This window comes from Citrobacter sp. Cpo037 (assembly GCF_030332945.1).
Classification (GTDB): Bacteria; Pseudomonadota; Gammaproteobacteria; order Enterobacterales; family Enterobacteriaceae; genus Citrobacter; species Citrobacter portucalensis.
The window spans coordinates 30,838-52,451 of record NZ_JAOWGW010000021.1 but is presented as its reverse complement, the minus strand read 5'-3'; the positions used below and the strand labels follow the sequence as shown (position 1 = coordinate 52,451).

General features: G+C 52.6%; 21 protein-coding genes. 7 read left to right on the top strand and 14 right to left on the bottom strand.

The genetic code is table 11. The features are described from left to right. The first annotated feature begins 47 nt into the window (after window positions 1–47). Complete coding sequence (locus OGX94_RS01275; protein WP_003825206.1) at window positions 48–1,520, top strand: DASS family sodium-coupled anion symporter; 1,473 nt, start codon at window positions 48–50, stop codon at window positions 1,518–1,520. A gap of 39 nt (window positions 1,521–1,559) precedes the next feature. Here OGX94_RS01275 and tpiA read toward each other — a convergent pair whose 3' ends face one another. Together tpiA and OGX94_RS01265 are read right to left on the bottom strand one after the other, a co-directional pair. Next, the gene (gene tpiA / locus OGX94_RS01270; RefSeq protein WP_003028783.1) at window positions 1,560–2,327 is read right to left on the bottom strand and encodes a triose-phosphate isomerase; all 768 of its coding nucleotides are present in this window, start codon (window positions 2,325–2,327) and stop codon (window positions 1,560–1,562) included. A 108-nt stretch (window positions 2,328–2,435) separates the two neighbouring features. Then, window positions 2,436–3,035: a YiiQ family protein gene (locus OGX94_RS01265; RefSeq protein WP_257662350.1), complete on the bottom strand. Its 600-nt coding sequence runs from the start codon at window positions 3,033–3,035 to the stop codon at window positions 2,436–2,438. Window positions 3,036–3,135: 100 nt separating this feature from the next. On the opposite strand from OGX94_RS01265, the gene OGX94_RS01260 reads away from it, so the two are divergent. Then, window positions 3,136–3,564 (top strand): DUF805 domain-containing protein, encoded by a 429-nt coding sequence (locus OGX94_RS01260; protein ID WP_003825201.1) that lies wholly within the window; start codon window positions 3,136–3,138, stop codon window positions 3,562–3,564. Window positions 3,565–3,627: 63 nt separating this feature from the next. Here the strand turns inward: OGX94_RS01260 and fpr are convergent, their stop codons facing one another. The 4 genes from fpr to OGX94_RS01240 all read right to left on the bottom strand — a co-directional run bounded on the left by fpr (window position 3,628) and on the right by OGX94_RS01240 (window position 7,992). Then, window positions 3,628–4,374: a ferredoxin--NADP(+) reductase gene (fpr, locus tag OGX94_RS01255; RefSeq protein ID WP_063941742.1), complete on the bottom strand. Its 747-nt coding sequence runs from the start codon at window positions 4,372–4,374 to the stop codon at window positions 3,628–3,630. A 95-nt stretch (window positions 4,375–4,469) separates the two neighbouring features. Then, window positions 4,470–5,480, bottom strand: coding sequence for a class II fructose-bisphosphatase (gene glpX / locus OGX94_RS01250; RefSeq protein WP_206160258.1), 1,011 nt, complete (start codon window positions 5,478–5,480; stop codon window positions 4,470–4,472). Window positions 5,481–5,615: 135 nt separating this feature from the next. After that, a complete protein-coding gene (gene glpK, locus OGX94_RS01245) occupies window positions 5,616–7,124 on the bottom strand; it encodes a glycerol kinase GlpK (protein WP_003028792.1) in 1,509 nt (502 codons plus the stop codon). Between the two features lie 22 nt (window positions 7,125–7,146). Next, window positions 7,147–7,992, bottom strand: a complete 846-nt coding sequence (locus OGX94_RS01240) for an MIP/aquaporin family protein (protein WP_003825195.1) — start codon at window positions 7,990–7,992, stop codon at window positions 7,147–7,149. Window positions 7,993–8,420: 428 nt separating this feature from the next. Between OGX94_RS01240 and zapB the strand changes: the two genes are divergently transcribed. Then, entirely contained in the window at window positions 8,421–8,666 is a 246-nt protein-coding gene (gene zapB, locus OGX94_RS01235) for a septal ring assembly protein ZapB (protein ID WP_095533156.1), read from the top strand. A gap of 219 nt (window positions 8,667–8,885) precedes the next feature. Here the strand turns inward: zapB and rraA are convergent, their stop codons facing one another. The 7 genes from rraA to priA form a co-directional block, all read right to left on the bottom strand. Beyond that, window positions 8,886–9,371 carry a ribonuclease E activity regulator RraA gene (gene rraA / locus OGX94_RS01230; protein WP_003825188.1) on the bottom strand — a complete coding sequence of 162 codons (486 nt, stop codon included), beginning with the start codon at window positions 9,369–9,371 and terminating at the stop codon, window positions 8,886–8,888. A 92-nt stretch (window positions 9,372–9,463) separates the two neighbouring features. Further along, the gene (gene menA / locus OGX94_RS01225; RefSeq protein WP_003825185.1) at window positions 9,464–10,393 is read right to left on the bottom strand and encodes a 1,4-dihydroxy-2-naphthoate polyprenyltransferase; all 930 of its coding nucleotides are present in this window, start codon (window positions 10,391–10,393) and stop codon (window positions 9,464–9,466) included. Between the two features lie 67 nt (window positions 10,394–10,460). Continuing rightward, entirely contained in the window at window positions 10,461–11,792 is a 1,332-nt protein-coding gene (gene hslU / locus OGX94_RS01220; protein ID WP_003028803.1) for an ATP-dependent protease ATPase subunit HslU, read from the bottom strand. A gap of 9 nt (window positions 11,793–11,801) precedes the next feature. After that, on the bottom strand, window positions 11,802–12,332 hold the full coding sequence (gene hslV, locus OGX94_RS01215) for an ATP-dependent protease subunit HslV (RefSeq protein ID WP_003028805.1): 531 nt from the start codon (window positions 12,330–12,332) through the stop codon (window positions 11,802–11,804). Between the two features lie 91 nt (window positions 12,333–12,423). Beyond that, window positions 12,424–13,398, bottom strand: a complete 975-nt coding sequence (gene ftsN / locus OGX94_RS01210) for a cell division protein FtsN (protein ID WP_072025521.1) — start codon at window positions 13,396–13,398, stop codon at window positions 12,424–12,426. A 93-nt stretch (window positions 13,399–13,491) separates the two neighbouring features. Continuing rightward, on the bottom strand, window positions 13,492–14,517 hold the full coding sequence (cytR, locus tag OGX94_RS01205) for a DNA-binding transcriptional regulator CytR (protein WP_003825179.1): 1,026 nt from the start codon (window positions 14,515–14,517) through the stop codon (window positions 13,492–13,494). A 156-nt stretch (window positions 14,518–14,673) separates the two neighbouring features. After that, a complete protein-coding gene (priA, locus tag OGX94_RS01200) occupies window positions 14,674–16,872 on the bottom strand; it encodes a primosomal protein N' (RefSeq protein ID WP_048215183.1) in 2,199 nt (732 codons plus the stop codon). A 204-nt stretch (window positions 16,873–17,076) separates the two neighbouring features. Between priA and rpmE the strand changes: the two genes are divergently transcribed. From rpmE to OGX94_RS01185, 3 genes are all read left to right on the top strand, one after another. Continuing rightward, complete coding sequence (gene rpmE / locus OGX94_RS01195) at window positions 17,077–17,289, top strand: 50S ribosomal protein L31 (protein ID WP_008787040.1); 213 nt, start codon at window positions 17,077–17,079, stop codon at window positions 17,287–17,289. A 339-nt stretch (window positions 17,290–17,628) separates the two neighbouring features. Further along, window positions 17,629–18,309, top strand: coding sequence for an oligogalacturonate-specific porin KdgM family protein (locus tag OGX94_RS01190; protein ID WP_003825173.1), 681 nt, complete (start codon window positions 17,629–17,631; stop codon window positions 18,307–18,309). 78 nt (window positions 18,310–18,387) lie between these two features. Continuing rightward, on the top strand, window positions 18,388–19,812 hold the full coding sequence (locus tag OGX94_RS01185; protein WP_003825170.1) for an MFS transporter: 1,425 nt from the start codon (window positions 18,388–18,390) through the stop codon (window positions 19,810–19,812). A gap of 58 nt (window positions 19,813–19,870) precedes the next feature. Here the strand turns inward: OGX94_RS01185 and metJ are convergent, their stop codons facing one another. Next, window positions 19,871–20,188 carry a met regulon transcriptional regulator MetJ gene (metJ, locus tag OGX94_RS01180; RefSeq protein ID WP_191221965.1) on the bottom strand — a complete coding sequence of 106 codons (318 nt, stop codon included), beginning with the start codon at window positions 20,186–20,188 and terminating at the stop codon, window positions 19,871–19,873. Window positions 20,189–20,453: 265 nt separating this feature from the next. On the opposite strand from metJ, the gene metB reads away from it, so the two are divergent. Next, entirely contained in the window at window positions 20,454–21,614 is a 1,161-nt protein-coding gene (metB, locus tag OGX94_RS01175) for a cystathionine gamma-synthase (RefSeq protein ID WP_003028818.1), read from the top strand.

The window sequence follows — 21,614 nt, the reverse complement described above, 5'->3', positions numbered from 1 at the left end:
TAATGCCTGAGCGCAGATTTGCGCACTGGAAATTCAAGGATTGATTCATGGACAGTTTAACCCCCATCCGCTGTTGGCCTGCCATCATCTCGCTCGTGATTACGCTGACCATCTGGTTTGTTATCCCGTGTCCACCTGACGTAACCCCGCAAGCGTGGCACCTGCTGGCACTGTTTATTGGTACGATCGCTGCGATTATCGGTAAAGCCATGCCGATTGGCGCAATTGCGATTGTGGCGATTATGCTGGTGGCGATGACTGGCGTTACTAACCCCGGCAAACCCTCCGCGGCGTTGAACGATGCGTTGAGTGGTTTTTCTAACCAGCTAATCTGGCTGATCGGTTTATCCATTATGCTGTCGCAAAGTCTGTTAAAGACTGGCCTGGGAGCGCGTATTGGCTACGGGTTTATTGCGCTATTTGGTAAAAGAACGCTGGGCATTGCGTGGGCATTAACCCTTGCGGAAACGCTAATTGCACCCGTAACGCCAAGCAATACCGCGCGTGGCGGCGGCATTATCCACCCGGTAATGCGGGCGATTGCGGAGAGCCTCGGCTCGCAGCCAGGCCATGCCGAGAATGGCTCAACGGGCCGTTATCTCGCGCTGGTGAACTACAACATTAACCCGATCAGCTCGGCAATGTTCATCACTGCGACCGCACCTAACCCGTTAATCGTCAGCTTTTTGACGAAGGGGACGGATGGCGTGCTGAACATGACCTGGGGAATGTGGGCTATTGCGGCGCTTCTTCCTGCTCTGGTATCACTGGTTGTCATGCCGATTGTAATCTGGTGGCTCTATCCGCCAGCTATCACGCGCACGCCAAATGCGCCGCAGTTCGCGCGGCAAAAACTGGATGCGCTGGGTCCACTATCACTGGCAGAAAAAATCACCCTGGCAGTGTTCATTTTGCTGCTCTGCCTGTGGGCGGGTGTTCCAGCGATGCTGATGGGCAGTGCCTGGAGCGTAAACCCTACCAGCGCCGCGTTAATTGGATTGTCGATTCTATTGATGGCGGGCGTATTGAGCTGGGATGACATTCTTAAATGCCGCGGGGCATGGGATACGATAGTCTGGTTTGCCGCGCTGGTGATGATGGCAGATTTTCTCAGCAAACTGGGGTTGGTGGGATGGCTGGCAACCAGTGTTGGTAGTGCAATCGACCATCTTGGCGTGCACTGGAGTGTTGCAACGCTGCTGTTGATTCTGCTTTACGTCTACTCGCACTACTTTTTCGCCAGCACAACTGCGCATATTACGGCTATGTTCGCTGCGTTCTTCGCCGCAGGATTAGGCCTCGGCGCGCCACCAGCATTGCTTGGTTTAATGCTCGGTTTCTCCTCCTCTTTGATGATGTCGCTCACGCACTATGGCACGGGTACTGCGCCGATCATCTTTGGTTCGGGCTATGTCACGCTGGCGGAGTGGTGGAAAACGGGCCTGGTGATGAGTGTGGTCAACCTGACCATTTGGGGGGTGACCGGCGCCTTCTGGTGGCACTGGTTGGGATACTGGTAGTTAATACAGCGGGAGGAGTGTTCCTCCCGCCTTAACAACTTAAGCCTGTTTAGCGGCTTCTGCTGCTTTAACGATGACTGCGAAGGCGTCTGCTTTCAGAGAAGCACCACCAACCAGCGCACCGTCGATGTCCGGCTGAGCAAACAGTTCTGCCGCGTTAGCTGCGTTTACAGAACCGCCGTACTGGATGATAACTTGTTCAGCGATTTTCGCGTCCGCTTTAGCAATGTGGTCACGAATAAATTTGTGAACAGCCTGAGCCTGAGCAGGAGTTGCAGACTTACCGGTACCGATAGCCCATACTGGTTCGTAAGCGATAACGACGCCTTCGAATGCTGCTGCGCCCTGAGTTTTCAGAACCGCGTCGATCTGACGTGCGCAAACTTCTTCAGTTTTGCCTGCTTCGTTTTCTGCTTCGGTTTCACCGATGCACAGAACCGGAGTCAGACCTTGCTCTTTCAGCACAGCGAATTTTTTAGCGATCAGCTCGTCAGATTCTTTGTGGTAAGTACGACGCTCAGAGTGACCGATAATGATGTACTGCGCGCCGATATCTTTCAGCATTTCAGCACTTGTTTCACCGGTGAATGCGCCAGACAGGTTCAGATCAACGTTCTGCGCGCCCAGAATGATGTGGCTACCGGCAGCGGCGTGTTTCGCCAGGTCGATATACATTTCCGGCGGAGCAATTGCTACTGCACAGCCAGCAACGCCAGCCAGTTCTTTACGCAGATTAGCAACCAGTTCGTTTACCATGTGGCGGCTGCCGTTCAGTTTCCAGTTACCCATCACTAAAGGATGTCGCATTTCATTTCTCCACGCTTGTCAGCGAATTAAGGAATATGGCCGCCCCTCAGGGCAGCATGGTCTGTGAAACAGTATAGAGATTGATCATCCCGAAGGCTTTGCTTTTTGTCATTTATTCGACCCTTCGAGGTTTTCAGATAGTGCCAGCTTAATCGGTTCAACAGCGAAGGTCAGCCCCTTTTCACCGTTATCTGCCACGACATAGCGAATTGCGCCTTCTGTTTCGGCGTAATAGTGCTTACCTTTGCCTGCGGCGAGCAGTTTTTGCAGCTTTTTCTGGCTCTGTTCCTTCGTCAGTAGTGGTGCGACAGCGCGGATGACGGCGGTCATGTATTCCAGCGCTTTCGCTTTAGCTGCCTTTTGCTCTGGTCCTTGAATTGGTAACCAGGTTATCTGCATGCTTTTGATTTTCAGGGTGCCGCGCTCAAGGGCGGAAGACGCATACAGGTTTTCATTGATTTTACTGGCCGCGCGGGTGAGATTTGCCCGATCGCGACTGCTGTCGATAGCGCGGAACTCATTCAGGATCAGCTTCGGATTCTGTGTATTAAAGTTTTCGCGAAACTGGCTAATCGACAGGTCAAAGGTCGGCGCGCCCGCCAGTAAATAGGGGGCTGTGGTTGCCGTCGATGGCTCTTTCGCCAGTGCCGCAGTGCTCGCGGCTAAGGCTGAAAACAATAATAAAAACAGTGTAAATCCGTGCTTCATCAATCGTACCTTTCATTCTCACTGCTCACGATTAAAACGGTAACCGTCGAGCTTGTCAAAAGGGTAAACTGTTCTGGAAGGTAATAATAAAGGAACTTACATGACCATACAGCAGTGGTTATTCTCATTTAAAGGGCGCATCGGGCGCCGTGATTTCTGGATTTGGATTGGCCTATGGATCGTCGGCATGCTGGTTCTGTTTTCGCTGGCGAGCAAACAATTACTCGATATTCAGACCGCGGCTTTTTGTCTGGTGTGTCTGCTATGGCCAACGGCGGCAGTGACGGTAAAACGTCTGCATGACCGGGGGCGTTCCGGAGCGTGGGCGCTGTTGATGATTCTGGCGTGGATGCTGCTGGCCGGAAATTGGGCGATGTTACCCGGCGTCTGGCAATGGGCGGTAGGCCGCTTTGTTCCAACGTTGATTCTGGTCGGTATGCTTATCGATCTGGGTGCGTTCATTGGCACCCAGGACGCAAATAAATATGGTAAGGATACGCAGGACGTAAAGTACAGAGCTGGCTCGTAGGCCGGATAAGCGCAAGCGCCATCCGGCAAAATGCCCGGGTGTTTACCGGGCAGTAAAACGTTCTTACCAGTAGTGCTCTGCAGTCATATGGCCCGGTCGGCGGCGCAGGTGTTTGGTCATCTGCCGGGTCTCTTTCAGCAACTGCTGCGTGTCGCGTACCATCTGCGGGTTCCCACACAGCATCACATGGCAGGTTTCTTTATCCAATGGCAGCCCGACTGCTTTTTCCAGCTCACCGCTTTCAATCAGCGCCGGTACACGCCCGGTCAGCGAATCTGCCACGGTTTCACGGCTGACAACCGTCTGGATACGTAATTTACCTTCGTAGCGCTTTTCCAGCGCCTGCATCAACGGTAGATAGCTCAAATCGGCGGCATAACGCGCGGCGTGGACCAGCACCAGGTTTTTGAAGCGATCCAGGTCCTTGCCTAACTGCAGAATCGACAAATATGGGCCGATAGCCGTGCCGGTTGCCAGCATCCACAGCGTGTCGCAATCGGGGACTTCATCCAGCACGAAGAAACCAGCCGCTTCACTCACCACCTGGACTTCATCGCCAGGCTTCAGTGCTGCCAGACGAGGGCTGAGTTTGCCGTCGGGAACCGTCACCAGATAAAACTCTAAATCGGAGTTATCAGGGGCATTGACGTAAGAATAGGCACGCTGGACGCGTTCGCCGTCGATCTCAAGGCCAAGCTTGGTGAATTGACCTGCAGTGAAAGGAAGAACCGGAGCTCGCACGGTCAAACTAAACAGGGCATCGGTCCAGTTCTGTACCTTCGTGACTTTGCCTGTTACCCAATCTGCCATGGTTTTCTCCTGTCTGCTTTGATTGCCTTATCTTCGTTCGTTGGACGAAAGATTTCCAGCCCATATGGGCTGGAAGGCTCTATTGATCAAATCAATTACAGGATGTGCGCCTGCACATCGGGATCTTTACGATCGAGGTAGTGAATCGACTGAATGCGGCGGATCGTACGTGATTTGCCGCGGATCAGCAGCGTTTCGGTGGTCGCGATATTACCTTTACGGCTAATCCCTTCCAGCAAATCGCCTTTGGTGATGCCGGTGGCGGAGAAAATGACGTTGTCGCTGCGCGCCATTTCATCGAGGCGCAGCGCTTTGCCCGCTTCAATGCCCATGGCGGCGCAACGAGCCAGTTCTTGTTCGCCAATATGACGGTTCTCTTCGCTGTCGCCTTTGACGTCATGACGTGCCAGCAAACGGCCTTGCATGTCGCCGTCCAGCGCGCGGATGACGGCGGCAGAAACCACGCCTTCCGGTGCGCCGCCAATGCCGTACAGCACGTCAACTTCACTGTCTGGCATGCAGGTCAGAATGGAGGCTGCAACGTCACCGTCTGGAATAGCAAAGACGCGCACGCCCAGTTTTTGCATTTCGGCGATCGTTTCATCATGGCGTGGCTTGGCCAGAATGGTGACGGTCAGTTCACTCAGCGGCTTATTGAGTGCAGCGGCAACGTTATGCAGGTTGGCTTCCAGCGACAGGTTCAGGTCGATAGACCCTTTTGCGCCTGGGCCGACAATCAGCTTCTCCATGTACATGTCTGGTGCGTTCAGGAAGCAACCTTTATCGCCAACAGCCAGTACGGCCAGCGCGTTTGCCTGACCCATTGCCGTCATGCGTGTGCCTTCGATAGGATCGACGGCGATGTCGACCGCATCACCAAGACCGGTCCCGACTTTCTCACCGATAAACAGCATCGGCGCTTCATCGATCTCGCCCTCGCCAATCACGATGGTGCCGTCAATGTTGACCTGGTTGAGCATAATACGCATGGCGTTTACCGCCGCGCCGTCAGCGGTATTTTTATCGCCGCGGCCCAGCCATTTATAGCCAGCCAGCGCGGCCGCTTCGGTCACGCGTGAAAATTCAATGGCAAGTTCTCGTCTCATTGCAAACTCGTAGCTGAAAGGAATGGCGCGAAGTGTAGCACAGGGGAGGGGGCGAGATTATTGATGTGTGTGCGGGGTTGCCCCCGCACGAAGATATTGCCGGATAAGGCACAGTTGCCATCCGGCTATGACGTATTACTCGTCGTGATCTTCCCACGCCATGGCGCGTTTGACCGCTTTTTTCCAGCCGCTGTAACGGAAGTTACGTTCGGTGGTTTCGATGCCTGGGCGGAATTCACGCTCGATGACTGCTTTTTCCTGCAGCTCATCCAGATTCTGCCAGAAGCCTACTGCCAGACCAGCCAGGTATGCCGCACCCAATGCGGTGACTTCGCGGACTTCCGGGCGCTCAACGCGCGTGCCGAGAATGTCGGACTGGAACTGCATCAGGAAGTTGTTGGCGACCGCACCGCCATCAACACGCAGGGCGTGCAGGCGAATACCGGAGTCAGCCTGCATCGCTTCCAGAACATCACGAGTCTGGTAAGCGATAGACTCAAGCGTGGCGCGGATGATGTGGTTGGAGTTTACCCCACGGGTCAGACCAAAGATGGCGCCGCGAGCATACGGGTCCCAGTACGGTGCGCCCAGGCCAGTAAATGCCGGAACGACGTACACACCGTTGGTATCTTTCACTTTGGTGGCGAAATATTCGGAGTCGAATGCATCGCTGATGAGTTTCATTTCATCACGCAGCCACTGGATGGAGGCGCCAGCCATAAATACCGCACCTTCCAGCGCGTAGTTCACTTCCCCGGTCGGTCCGCAGGCGATGGTGGTTAGCAGTCCGTTTTCGGACTTAACGGCTTTCTCGCCGGTGTTCATCAGCATGAAGCAGCCGGTACCGTAAGTATTTTTCGCCATCCCCTCCTTCACGCACAGCTGGCCAAACAGCGCCGCCTGCTGATCACCGGCGATACCGGAGATAGGAATACGAATACCGCCTTTACCACCGATGTTGGTCTGGCCGTACACTTCAGAAGAGCGACGCACTTCAGGCAGCATTGCACGCGGAATATCCAGCGCATCCAGCATCGTGTCATCCCAGTCCAGGGAGTGGATGTTGAACAGCATGGTACGCGAGGCGTTGGTGTAATCTGTGACGTGTACGCGCCCCTGCGTCATTTTCCAGATAAGCCAGGTGTCTACGGTACCAAACAGCAGTTCGCCGCGACGAGCGCGCTCACGCGAGCCTTCTACGTGGTCGAGGATCCACTTCACCTTGGTACCGGAGAAGTACGGGTCAATAACCAGACCGGTGTTGTTACGGATGTACTCTTCCATGCCGTCACGTTTGAGCTTTTCGCAGATATCCGCAGTACGACGGCACTGCCACACAATGGCGTTATAGATTGGTTTACCGGTTTCGCGTTCCCAGACGATGGTGGTTTCACGCTGGTTGGTAATACCGATCGCTGCAATTTCATCGGAACTGATATCGGCTTTCGCCAGAACTTCTACCAGCGTGGAGCTTTGGGTCGCCCAAATTTCCATTGGGTCATGTTCTACCCAACCGGCTTTCGGGTAGATTTGTTCGAATTCGCGCTGTGAAACGGCAACGATATTCGCATCGTGGTCCATTACGACCGCGCGGGAGCTGGTGGTGCCCTGGTCGAGCGCAACGATATATTTTTTTTCAGTCATAATTTTTTGTCCCGTAGTCACATTACTGCGAAGCTTTTTGTTGAGTGTTGGCCGCAACGTCTTTTTCTTCAATCGCGCAGACATCGCACGGTAAATGACGACCAATCAGTTTGCGATATGCCCATGCGCCCAAAATCGCGCCGGTAATCGGGCCAAACACCGGAACCAGGAAGTAAGGGATATCGCGACCACCCGTGAAGGCAATCTCACCCCATCCGGCCATCCAGGCGAAGAGTTTCGGTCCGAAGTCACGTGCCGGGTTCATCGCAAAACCTGTCAGCGGACCCATGGAAGCACCAATAACGGCAATCAACAAGCCGATCAGCAGTGGTGCCAGCGGACCACGAGGTACACCGTTACCATCGTCGGTCAGAGCCAGAATCAGCCCCATTAGAATAGCGGTAATGACCATTTCAACCGCGAAGGCCTGCACAAAATTGATATGCGGGTTCGGATAGGTGGAGAAAGTACCTGCCAGACCCAGGCTCTCGGTACTGCCGCGTACGATATGGTTAGTTTGTTCGAAATCGAGGAAAAGATTGTAATAAAGCCCGTAAACCAGTGCCGCTGCGCAAAAGGCGCCGGCAATTTGCGAAATAATAAAAGGAACAACTTTGCGTTTATCAAAACAGGCGAACAGCCAGAGTGCGATGGTTACCGCGGGATTCAGGTGTGCACCAGAAACGCCTGCGGTCAGATAGATAGCCATCGCTACCCCCAGACCCCAGATGATACTGATTTCCCACTGACCAAAAGTAGCCCCAGCCACTTTAAGTGCAGCGACACAGCCCACACCGAAGAAAATCAACAACCCGGTACCGAGGAATTCAGCAATGCACTGGCCTTTTAAGGTTGATGTTTGACTCATAATCGGATCCTGAAGAGAGTTTAATGTTTATTGTGTGCGAGAAGGTCACTGACATCCCCGGAGCCGGTAGGCACACTGTTAATTTATCGTTAACGCTCAAAAACGAGAAATATCGAAATTAAAATGTGTGTACTGCATCAACAAAATGAGCGTTTTCGCGCCATTGTGAGGTATTTGTTATACAAAAATAGTGTGAGCTGAATCATTTCACTGATCAATCTGTTAACACTTAAGAGTTATGACAGTAATGTCACCAGGAGAAAGACTAAAAGTGTTGCAAACCGCAATCTGCGCGGGATGCCGCTGGACAGGGATGACGCGGCTTCATACAATCGGTGTTAAGTAGAGTGCGCTCGTTTTTATTAAGGCGTCGCCGGTTATCGGGACGAGGATTTTTATCCATCAACGCCTTGCAATTCAGGAGAGGTATGACGATGTCATTAGAAGTGTTTGAGAAACTGGAAGCAAAAGTACAGCAGGCGATTGATACCATCACGCTGTTGCAGATGGAAATCGAAGAGCTGAAAGAAAAGAACAACTCACTGTCGCAGGAAGTTCAGACTGCACAGCAGCAGCGTGAAGAGCTGGAGCGTGAGAACAACAGCCTGAAAGAACAGCAGAGCGGCTGGCAGGATCGTCTGCATGCCCTGCTGGGTCGTATGGAAGAAGTCTAATCCTCGTCATATTTCACGTTATGGCGGCGTTGGCTGTGTGCATTCACCCCAGTCACATAGTGACCTATGCTCCTGGGGATTCACTTACTTGCCGCCTTGCCCTGACGTGAAATCTTTAGAGGATTTAGAGTGCGAGTTTGTAGGCCGGACAAGGCGCAAGCCGCCATCCGGCAATCAGCGACAACGCATAAAAAAGGCACCTTACGGTGCCTTTTTCGCTTACTCGATATCGAGTGGGTCTTCGGAGAGGATTATCCCGGTGTTGTCGGCGTACAGGTGGTCGCCGGAGAAGAACGTCACGCCGCCAAAGTTGACGCGCACATCGCTTTCCCCGATACCTTCTCCTGAAGCACCTACCGGAATAGCGGCAATCGCCTGAATGCCGATGTCCAGCTCTCCCAGATCGTCTACCTGGCGGACTGAGCCGTAGATGACCAGACCTTCCCATTCATTCTGTACGGCCAGCCGTGCCAGTTCGGCATCGACCAGCGCACGACGGACAGAACCGCCGCCATCGACCAGCAGAATGCGACCACGGCCGTTTTGTTCGAGCAGATCGTACAGCAACCCGTTGTCCTCGAAACATTTTACCGTGATGATTTGTCCGCCAAACGACGACCGTCCTCCAAAGTTAGAGAACAGCGGTTCCACGACGTTGACATCTTCCTGATAGATGTCACAAAGCTCGGATGTATCGTATTTCATAGGCTTAACGTTCAGTTGCTGCGAGAATTTTTAGTATATCGCGCTATGTGTACTGTTGGCAAAATCATCAATTGTTAATTGATATTTGTCAGTTAAAGAGACCACTGACTTAAGAAAATTCCAACGACAAACAGCAGGTTAGTTAACAATGCCGCTTTTACGGTGCGTTCCAGCATCGGACGCATTGCTGCCGGGTCCATCTCGCGCATTACATAGCGAGCCTGTTTGATCAGCAGCGGAGCGGCGAGGATAAACAGCCATCCCCACAGGCTTTGCAGTGAGAACAGGTTGAACAGTGCCAGACAGACCAGCGTGCCCATCAGCAGACAGGCGTGGTAGCGGCGGGCATTGACGGCGCCTAAACGCACGACCAGCGTGTTCTTGCCGTTCTCTCTGTCGCTGTTGATATCGCGCAGGTTGTTGACGTTGAGCACGGCGGTTGCCAGCAGGCCGCAGGCGGTGGCAGGCAGAATCAGCGCCGGAATCAACGTATGAGCCTGCAGATACCAGCTTCCCATCACACTGAGCCAGCCGAAAAATACCAGCACAGAAATATCGCCCAGGCCGATATATCCGTAAGGGCGATTACCCACGGTGTAGGTGATCGCGGCGATAATCGACAGGCCGCCGAGCACCAGGAAACCGACAAAATCCGCCAGCGTGTGACAGGCTACAGCTACCAAGGCCAGCCCGGACAGACAGATCAGCACCACAGTGACGATCAGCGCGCGCTTCATCTGCTGTTGGGTGATAACCCCTTTTTGCATACCGCGCAGCGGTCCAATGCGGTCGGGCTTGTCGCTGCCTTTGACGGCATCGCCATAGTCGTTAGCGAGATTGGACAGAATTTGCAGCAGTCCCGCCGTAATCAATGCCAGCAGAGCAACCAGCGGATCGAAGTATCCTTGCCACCATGCTAATGCCGTACCGACGATGATCGCCGCGAAGGCGAGCGGTAAGGTCTTAGGTCGTAAACTTTCCAGCCAGGCTTGTGAGCGGCTAATTTGTTGTTGTTCAGTCATATTTAGCGCCAATAAAAATGGGGCTTTATCAGCCCCATCAACAGTGATGAAAATGCATTGAACGCGATTATAGGATAAAACGGCTCAGATCTTCATCTGCGACCAGCGCATCCAGATGTTTGCTCACATATTCGGCATCAATTGTGATGCTTTGGCCGTTCAAATCGCTCGCATCATAGGAAATATCTTCCATCAGACGTTCCAGAACGGTATGCAGACGACGTGCACCGATGTTTTCGGTGGTTTCGTTAACCTGCCAGGCCGCTTCGGCAATGCGTTTAATACCGGATTCAGTGAAGTTGATGTCCACACCTTCAGTCGCCATCAGCGCTTTGTACTGGACGGTGATGGAGGCATTCGGTTCGGTAAGGATACGCTCAAAATCGCTGGTGGTCAGCGCCTGCAGCTCGACACGAATCGGCAGACGACCCTGCAGTTCTGGGATCAGGTCGGACGGTTTGGCTACCTGGAATGCACCAGAAGCGATAAACAGAATGTGATCTGTTTTCACCATGCCGTGCTTGGTGGAGACAGTGCAGCCTTCAACCAGCGGCAGCAGGTCGCGCTGTACGCCTTCACGGGACACGTCCGGGCCGGAAGATTCGCCGCGCTTACAGATTTTGTCGATTTCGTCGATAAACACGATCCCGTGCTGTTCAACGGCGTCGATAGCTTCCTGTTTCAGCTCTTCCGGGTTCACCAGTTTGGCCGCTTCTTCTTCAATCAGCAGCTTCATCGCGTCTTTGATTTTCAGCTTACGCGGTTTTTGTTTCTGACCGCCCAGGTTCTGGAACATGGACTGCAGCTGGCTGGTCATCTCTTCCATTCCCGGAGGCGCCATAATTTCAACGCCCATCGGTGCGGCCGCGAGATCGATTTCGATCTCTTTATCATCCAGCTGGCCTTCACGCAGTTTTTTACGGAATGCCTGACGTGCTGCAGAAGGTTCCTGCGGCTGCTCTGATTGTCCCCAGTTATTTTTAGCCGGTGGGATCAGCACGTCGAGAATGCGCTCTTCCGCCATCTCTTCGGCACGGAAGCGGTTTTTCTCGATTGCCTGCACGCGGACCATTTTAATGGCAGCATCGGTCAGATCGCGGATGATGGAGTCAACTTCTTTACCAACATAGCCGACTTCGGTGAATTTTGTTGCTTCGACTTTGATGAACGGCGCGTTGGCCAGTTTTGCCAGACGACGGGCAATTTCGGTTTTACCGACGCCGGTCGGGCCAATCATTAGAATGTTTTTCGGCGTGACTTCATGGCGCAACTCTTCGTTGAGCTGCATACGACGCCAGCGGTTACGCAGGGCGATCGCCACGGAACGCTTCGCGTTATCCTGGCCGATGATGTGTTTGTTCAGTTCGCTGACAATTTCGCGTGGGGTCATTTCAGACATGGGGGATCCTTACGCTTTGGAGTTCAATTCTTCGATGGTATGGAAGTGGTTGGTATAAATGCAGATATCCCCTGCAATATCCAACGCTTTTTCAGCAATCTCGCGTGCGCCAAGCTCGGTGTTTTCAAGCAGAGCGCGTGCAGCAGCCTGGGCGTAGGGACCGCCGGAGCCGATAGCAATCAGATCGTTTTCTGGCTGGATGACATCGCCGTTACCGGTGATGATGAGCGATGCAGTTTCATCTGCGACGGCCAGCAGCGCTTCGAGTTTGCGCAGCATACGGTCGGTACGCCAGTCTTTTGCCAGTTCAACGGCAGCTTTCACCAGGTGACCCTGGTGCATTTCCAGCTTGCGTTCAAACAGTTCAAACAGCGTGAATGCATCCGCAGTACCGCCCGCAAAGCCCGCGATGACTTTATCGTTGTACAGACGGCGGACTTTCTTCACGTTGCCTTTCATTACGGTGTTACCCAGTGTGGCCTGACCATCACCGGCGATTACCACATGGCCGTTACGGCGTACGCTTACTATTGTTGTCACGAGCAGACCCCTTGGTTACAAATGCAATGTACAGGCCCCGCACAGTGTACGGGGCGTAATGCAAGTATAGATGGGGGAGATTTTGGGGGTTTCAACCCCCAGTGGAGAGTCGAATGCAGTTTGTGTGACCAGCAACCTTCAGGCGGCTGATGGTGTTGTCGGCATTCTCTTTGCCTTTGACCGGACCAATGACCACACGATTCCAGCCGTTATTGGTGGTTATACGGGAGTTAAAGCCTTCAAAGGCCAGCTGTGCACGCACAGTTTCTGCCTGCTCAGCGCCTTTAAATGATCCGCACTGAACCATCCAGCGGCGTTCATCTTTTTTCTCAGCCGTCTGTTTTGGCGGCTGCGTTTCATTGGTTATTGGCGCGGCCGGCTGCGGTTTTGGCTGAGCAGCGGTGGTATGCGCTGGCGTTTGCAGCAGATCCTGATACGGCTGTTGCGCCGCCGGTTTTGGCTGCGCTTTCGGCTGCTGTACCGGCGCGGCTTGTGCTGTACGCGTTTGCTGCTGCTGATACGGCTGTTCTGTTGCCCGTGGACGCGGCTGCTGAGCCTGCTGCTGGGCATTGTTCCACTGCTGCTGTTGCACCTGACGCTGACGCTGCAGCGTTTGCTGGCGCTGTTCAGCCGTTTGCTCGTTCCACGGTACTTCGTTGAGCTGTGTCGGCTGTTGACGCATATCAGCCTGCATTTGCGCCAATAGCTGACGCTGCTCATTGGTTAGCTGATCGGCATTCAGCACCTCGCCGCCCGCAGACGGTTCGGTAGGCGCACGTACGCCAGGCTGACGGCTCTCCAGCTCTTTGATGTATCGCCAGCGCTCTTCCGGTTTTGGCGGAATGCCATTACCGGTGACTTTCTGGTTTTGCAGCGTTTCGGACTCTTCTTTCTTGTGATGCGTAATGAAGTACAGACCACCGATAAAGGTCACGAGTACGGCTGCAGCAATAGCAACCATTGCGGGCGATACCGCAGGCGTATTGCGTTGTTTTTTCCGTGATGTGCTCTTCTTGCGCCGCGAAGGTGCCGGTTGGCCGCGACGTACATAATCTCGTTGTGCCACTATCGTTTCGCTGTATTTATTCGTTCGTCAGCCCGCCATGTTACTTAAGCGGCGGGCCTTTGACCAGACAGGGGAGTCCGAAAGCACTTTACTTTACGTCAGTGCCCGGGTAGTACCCCGAATAATAAGCTCGCAGTCCAGTAAACGTGAGCCACTGCTGACGCTCTGCCCTTGTAATTGATCGAGCAGTAACAGCATAGCTTCACGTCCGATATCGAAACGCGGCTGTGCGACGGTTGTCAGGGGTGGATCACAAAATTCCGTGAGCGAAATGTTATCAAAGCCAATAATGGATAAATCATCAGGGACTTTCAGACCCTGGCGTTTGGCGTAAGAGAGTGCGCCCAGCGCCATGACGTCGCTGTGACAAAAGACCGCGGTAGGCGGCTGCGGTAGTTCAAGGAGCTGCTTCAGCGCATTGGCTCCCGCTTCATAGGTAAAGTCACCGCGCGCGATAAAATGCGGATCGACCGTAATTCCGCTGCGGCGTAATGCCTGAACGTAGCCTTGCAGACGGTAATGGCACAGCGGCATATCTTCGGGGCCGGCGATACAGCCAATGCGTTTATGCCCCAGTTCCAGCAGATAATTCATCGCGTTAAAGGCGGCGGTGAGGTTATCAATGTGTACGGTAGGGAGTTCCAGCTCTGGCGCGAACTCGTTCGACATGACCATCGGCGGTAAATTGCGCTGCTCTTCCACGCTGGCATCAAACGGCAGGCGCGAGCTGAGCAGTACCATGCCATCGATCTGCTTGGTGATAATGAGGTTAAGAAACGTCTTTTCCTGTTGGTTCTGGTGCGCGCAGTCGCCAATAAGCACCAGGTATCCCTGTTCTGCGGCAGTCACTTCAATGCCACGAATCACTTCGCTAAAAAACGGATCGCAGATATCCGGCACAATCACCAGAATGGTACGCGACTCATTACGCTTAACGTTACGTCCCATTGATTGGGGTAGATATCCCACTTCCAGCGCTGCCTGCTCAACCTTGTTACGGGTTGACTGCGAGACTTTGTCTGGGTTCATTAATGCGCGGGATACGGTTGCCGTTGAGACTTTCGCCTTCAGAGCAACATCTTTCATCGTAGCGGCGGCAACCTGCTTATTCGGTTTCACTCTTTCTCCTCGCCAGAGAGCTGCTGGCACAGACTCGTCCCTGGATAACCTTCATCTGAAACATTTTTATCAGATAGTGAATGGAAGCGGTTACAGAATTTTCATAAAAAGTGTGATGGATCTTTAATTTTACGATCCGCCTCGCATCGTGAGGGGTTATCCCTCGATGGGATCGACATCCAGCACCCATTTAACCTTGCGTGCATCGGGTAGCGTATTGATCAGTGCCAGCGTGCCGCTGACGATATGTTGCAGGCGAATTCGTGATGGATGTTGCAACAATATTTGCCAACGATAACGACCACCGCGTTTGGGCGCCAGTGCGGGAACCGGGCCGAGCACCCAGAGTTTGTCATCGGCCAACGGGCTGGCTTGAATGAGATTCCGTAGTTGCTGCAAGAACATTGGTGCATGCTGGTTGTTATGATCTTCTGCCCGCACGATCACATGGCTGGTCCACGGTGGAAGCTGGAGCGTTTGTCGCTCGGCCAGCGCCTGTTCGGCAAACGCGTCATAGCCTTTATACAGCAAGGTTTGCAGCAGCGGATGTTCAGGATGGTGCGTTTGCAGCACCACTTCGCCTTGCTTCCCGGCGCGTCCGGCACGGCCAGAGACCTGCGTATAGAGCTGGGCGAAGCGTTCTGCTGACCGGAAATCTGCGGAGAATAGCGCGCCGTCAACGTCCAGCAGCGCCACCAGAGTGACGTCCGGGAAGTGGTGGCCTTTGGCCAGCATTTGCGTGCCTATAAGTATTCGTGCGCCGCCGCGATGCACTTCCGCCAGATGCTGCTCCAGCGACCCTTTACGGCTGGTGGTGTCGCGATCTATACGTGAAATTGGCACACCGGGGAAAAAAGGTGCCAGAGCCTGCTCAAGCTGTTCGGTGCCGAGTCCTACCGGAACCATATGCGTCGAACCGCAGGAAGGGCACTGACGCGGTATTGGGCGCTGGCTGTCGCAGTGGTGGCAACGCAGGTGGTGCTGCGCCTGATGTAGCGTGTAGTAATGATCGCAACGCGGACATTCGGCAATCCAACCACAGTCGTGGCACAGCAGCGCAGGCGCAAAACCACGACGGTTCAAAAACAGGATCACCTGGTTATCCGCCTGCAGGTGCTGACGCATACGGGCGATCAGCGCAGGGGCTAGACCGGCCTGCACCTGCTGACCTTTGAGATCCAGCACGTGCTGAGTGGCTGGGCGCGCATTTCCGGCGCGGCGCGTCAGGCGCAGCATGCGGTATTTGTTCTGCCGCACGTTACACAGCGTTTCCAGTGCCGGAGTGGCTGAGCCGAGAATAATCGGGATTTGCTCGCTATGGGCGCGGTAAACCGCGAGGTCGCGCGCATGATAGCGCCAGCCTTCCTGCTGTTTATAAGAGCTGTCGTGCTCTTCGTCGATGACAATCACGCCGAGATTTTTAAACGGCGTAAACAGCGAAGAACGCGTGCCGATAACAATCGCCGCCTCGCCATTTTTTGCTTTCAGCCAGGCTGAAAGACGTTCACTGTCGTTTAAACCGGAGTGCAGGACTTCGACCGGCGCATTAAAACGTTCGCGAAAACGGGCAATAGTTTGCGGCGTCAGGCCAATCTCCGGCACCATCACCAGCGCCTGCTTGCCCTGGGCAAGGACGTTTTCCAGAACGCTGAGATAGACTTCTGTTTTGCCTGATCCCGTTACGCCCGCTAATAGCCAGGCGCTAAAACTGTCTGAGGCGCTGTGAATCGCCCCGACGGCGGTGGCCTGCTCGGTGTTCAGCCGCAGACGCTCACCGGAAACCGCGTAGTGCGTACGCCAGTCGCTAAAGCCTGGTGTTTCGCTCGCCAGATCGCACAGCCCTTTTTTCCGCAGTGCCTGTAATGCGGCATCATTAAATTCCAGTTCAGCCACCTGGTCGCGCCAGATTTTCCCCTGGCGTAGCGCAGCTAGCGCCTGTTGCTGCTTGGGAGAACGCTTTAGGCTGTTGAGGTCAATAACCTGGCCTTCTTCAGTGGCAAACCAGTACCACATGGGCGCGTTTGTCGCCGGGCGTCCCTGGCGCAGTAAAATTGGCAGAGCGTGAAACAGTACGTCACCGATGGGATGATGATAATAATCAGCCGCCCACAACAGCAGACGCCAGACAGAGGTCGAGTAGACCGGTTCGCTGTCCAGCACTTCTAGAACGGCTTTCAATTCGCTCCGCGGCAGTTCACTGTGCTCGCTGACGGAAAGGACGATACCCACGCGCTCCTGCTGCTTGCCAAAGGGCACGCGTACACGACACCCGGCTTTGGCACTCAAGCCTTCCGGCAGGAGGTAGTCAAAGGTGCGAGGTAGCGGAACAGGTAAGGCAACGTGCGCAACGGGCATTGAATCATCCTGACTTGAAATCTGGCGGGTTAGTATACACATTAGTGGAGGGTAGAATGCGGATCAGTTTGCATGAGCAGGTTAATTTCTGTATGATTCGCCGCCTTTGATGCAAATTTGTATCACTGACCTATACTATTAACATCGCGTGGTGTCTGGCGTTAGGGCTGGAAGAGCGACGCGGCCTTAAACCGAGGTTTTCCCATGAAAAAAGATATTCACCCGAAATACGAAGAAATTACTGCAAACTGCTCTTGCGGTAACGTCATGAAAATCCGCTCTACCGTCGGTCACGATCTGAACCTGGACGTGTGCGGTCAGTGCCACCCGTTCTATACTGGCAAGCAGCGTGATGTTGCTACCGGTGGCCGTGTTGATCGCTTCAACAAGCGTTTCAGCATCCCAGGCAGCAAGTAAGTTTCAGCTGTCAGAAAAAAGCGCCTTATGGCGCTTTTTTTGTTTCTGCGTTTCAGAACTGAAATATATATTGATGCATTGAATAGTCTATTTAATTTAATAAGTAAAACGCTGTTTTATTTTTTCGGTAAAATATTGAGACTGGTGATCTGCATCCTTTTTATCTTCTGTCTTTTGCCACTTTTACTAGTTCCTGGCAAAATGCCAAAGGTTTCTGCTTTCTTTCTAAAATACACTTTTGTGGAAATATAAAATTAATCTAAAAGCCTTTTTGTTTTCCCATTTTATGGACAAAACGAGATGGATAATTTCCGTTATTGAGTGTGAAGAGGGATTGTCATGAAATTTAAATCTGCGTTATTACTGATTCCATTATTCTCTGCGGCCGCACAAGCGGGTTATGTTGATTACCGGCATGAATATTATGACGATGGACGTAATTACGATCGTGTTTATATGTCTCACCGTTTTGCCACGGGTTTTGGTGTCGCAGTCGAAGCCATTTCTCGTTCCGAAAACACGCAGTCAAATGATGCGTGGAATAATATGGAAAGTAACGGTAACGAGTATACCGCAAGCTACCAGTTCACATGGCAGGGTCTTGTCTGGCAGCCCGGCATTGCGATAGAAACGGGCGATAATATCGCGATTTATAAGCCTTATATCCGCGTGCAGTACAACATCAACGACAACTGGTGGACCGCGTTCCGCTATCGTCAGGAGTACATGCGCAGAAACACTGACGGCAAAGATGACCGCATGGTCTATCGTCCGGAAGCCTGGCTTGGTTATAACGTCAATGACTGGATGTTTGAGCTAAATGGTATTTATAAAATTGCCGATAGCGAAGATTTATATAACAACCGGAAAGATGATTATGAATATAACTTCCGCGTGGCGTATAAACTAGGCTCATGGGTTCCATTTGTTGAAGTTGGCAACGTTTCCTCGGGTTATAACACTACCACCACAGACGATCGTCAGACCCGTTATCGTGTCGGTCTTGGTTATAACTTCTAATCGGTAATAGTTTTCGTATTGGCTGATTACGTCGATAAGCATAGTTTGTGTGAATAATATGTCTAAGGAGTTGACATCATGTCTAATGATGGAACTATTATCGGAAATAATGAAACCACTGCCGTCAGGCCTTTCGGAATTAGAGATAAAATCGGTTATTTATGTGGTGACCTCGGAACCTGTTTTATTCTTGGCTTAGTTAATAGTTTTTTAATGATTTATTACACTAACGTCCTCGGTATTTCCGGCGTTATTGTTGGCTCACTCTATTTTGTGACCAAACTCTTTGATGCGTTCGTTGATGTTGGTGTAGGGCGCTTATGCGATACCTCTAAACTGACGGTACATGGACGTTTCAACCCGTGGGTGCGTCGCATGAAGTATCCATTTTGCATCATTGCGGTTGTCCTGTTCCTGCCGTTTGTGAATGATTTTTCTTATACGGCGAAAATCATCTACATCTGTTGCTCCTATTTCATTTACGGTTCGCTGTTATCGACCGTGAGTATTCCGTACGGTGCTATGTCTGCGGCGATTAGCTCGAATCCGGATGATCGTGTATCGCTTTCAACCTGGCGTAGCGTTGGGTCAGCAATTGGCGGTGGGGCAACTGGCTTTTTCATTCCGATCCTGATGTACACCACCCTGGTGGACGGAAGCCAGGTGATTTCCGGGCAACACTTCTTCTGGATTTCCATTGGTTGCGCAGTGCTGGGCTTGATCTTTTTATCCTTGACCTGTCATTTAACGACGGAGCGCGTGCGCGTGGAGAGAAAAGAGAGCATGCCCGTTTCGGTGTTGCTGAAGGGACTGGCACGCAATAAGGCGCTGATTGTTTTAGTGGTTGTGGATTTGCTGATTGTAATTAATCAGGGGTTGTCCGGTACCAACATGACTTACCTGTTTAATGACTATTTCCACAATAAAGAGGCGATGTCAGTCGCGTTGCTGTTTACCTTTGGTTCCCTGGTTTTGCTGGCGCCATCGGCATCCTGGCTCACGAAGCGGTTTGGTAAAAAAGAAGCCAGCGTAGGCGCGTTGCTTTTTGCCGTGGTCATGTATGTGATTATGTACTTTGTCCACATTACGGATGCAAAGGTCTATCTGGTTTTCTTGTTCCTGGCGACGCTGGGTGCAGGGTTATTCAACCTGATGATTTGGGCGTTTATGACTGATGTTTGTGACTACCATCAGTATGTCACTGGCGATCGCGAGGATGGCACGGTTTATGGTGTGAACTTCTTTGCGCGCAAGGTTGGTCAGGCATGCGCAGGGGCGATTGGTGGCTTTATGTTGGCTATCATTGGCTATCAATCATCGTCAACAGGTGGTGCAGTGCAAACCAGCATTGTGCAGGAAAATATTTATACGATGGCGAATCTCTTGCCGGCGCTATGCCTGTTTTTGGCGGCGGTCATTCTGATTTATTTCTATCCATTGAACCGTACGGAAACGCTCAAAATGGAAGAAACATTGAATAAACTCAATGGTATTAGTAAGTAACACAGTGAGAAAAGGCGGGAGCATTCCCGCCTCTACACGCCCATTGCTGTTCTAACTATCAGTATTCCCACGTTTCCGGGTTGATACCCAGTTCACGCATGATTATCTTTGCTTCTTCCGGGATTTCATCACTGCGTTCTTTACGCAGGTCGTCATCGTTGGGTAAGGGTTGCCCAGTAAAAGCATGCAGAAACGCTTCACACAGCAGTTCACTGTTGGTGGCGTGGCGCAGGTTGTTCACCTGACGACGCGTGCGTTCATCGGTAAGGATTTTTAACACCTTCAGAGGAATGGAAACCGTAATTTTTTTGACTTGCTCACTCTTCTTACCGTGCTCAGCGTATGGGCTGATATATTCGCCGCTCCATTCAGCCATGAGATACCTAATCCTCTTCGTCATTAATATTGAGGCCAGAACCTGAGCCCGGACCATAATTGCGCGTAGTTTATCGTAGTGGCGTGGCCCTGACACGAAGTAAGCCGACGCAGATGTACGCTAATGCATATAATTTTAACGGCTATTTCCAGTTTGCTCAATCTATACGCAAAGAAGTTTAGATGTCCAGATGTATTGACGGCTATCGTAACTATGATTACTCTGGTGTCTGACTTTTCACCGACTCAGCCAGGATCTCCTCAATATGACGCGTAAACAGGCCACCATCGCAGTGCGTAGCGGGTTAAATGACGACGAACAGTACGGTTGCGTTGTCCCGCCGATTCACCTCTCCAGCACCTATAACTTTACCGGATTTAATGAACCTCGCGCCCATGACTATTCGCGTCGCGGCAACCCAACGCGCGATGTTGTTCAGCGTGCGCTGGCGGAACTGGAAGGCGGTGCTGGTGCTGTGCTGACCAATACTGGCATGTCGGCGATTCATCTGGTGACCACGGTCTTCCTCAAGCCAGGCGATCTGCTGGTCGCACCGCATGACTGCTACGGCGGGAGCTATCGACTGTTTGACAGTCTGGCAAAACGTGGCTGTTACCGCGTCCTGTTTGTCGATCAAGGAGATGAGCAGGCATTGCAGGCCGCATTGGCGGAAAAACCGAAGCTGGTGCTGGTAGAAAGCCCAAGCAACCCGCTGCTGCGCGTGGTGGATATTGCGAAAATCTGTCAGCTGGCGCGTGAAGCTGGCGCGGTCAGCGTGGTCGACAACACTTTTTTAAGCCCGGCACTGCAAAATCCACTGGCATTGGGCGCCGATCTGGTGTTGCATTCATGCACGAAATATTTAAACGGTCACTCAGACGTGGTGGCTGGTGTTGTGATAGCGAAAGATCCGGAAACGGTCACTGAACTGGCATGGTGGGCGAATAATATTGGTGTGACCGGCGGCGCGTTTGATAGTTATCTGCTGTTGCGCGGCCTGCGTACTCTGTCTCCTCGAATGGAGGTGGCGCAACGTAATGCTCAGGCGATAGTCGATTATCTGCAAACTCAGCCGCTGGTGAAAAAATTGTATCACCCGTCATTGCCGGATAATCAGGGCCATGAGATTGCTGCGCGTCAGCAAAAAGGCTTTGGCGCGATGTTAAGTTTTGAACTGGATGGCGATGAGCAAACGCTGCGCCGTTTCCTCGGCGGGTTGTCATTGTTTACGCTGGCGGAATCGTTAGGGGGCGTTGAAAGTCTGATCTCCCACGCCGCAACCATGACACACGCGGGCATGGCACCAGAAGCGCGTGCTGCTGCCGGGATTTCCGAAACGCTGCTGCGTATCTCCACCGGTATTGAAGATGGCGAAGATTTAATTGCCGACCTGGAAAATGGCTTCCGGGCTGCAAACAAGGGGTAA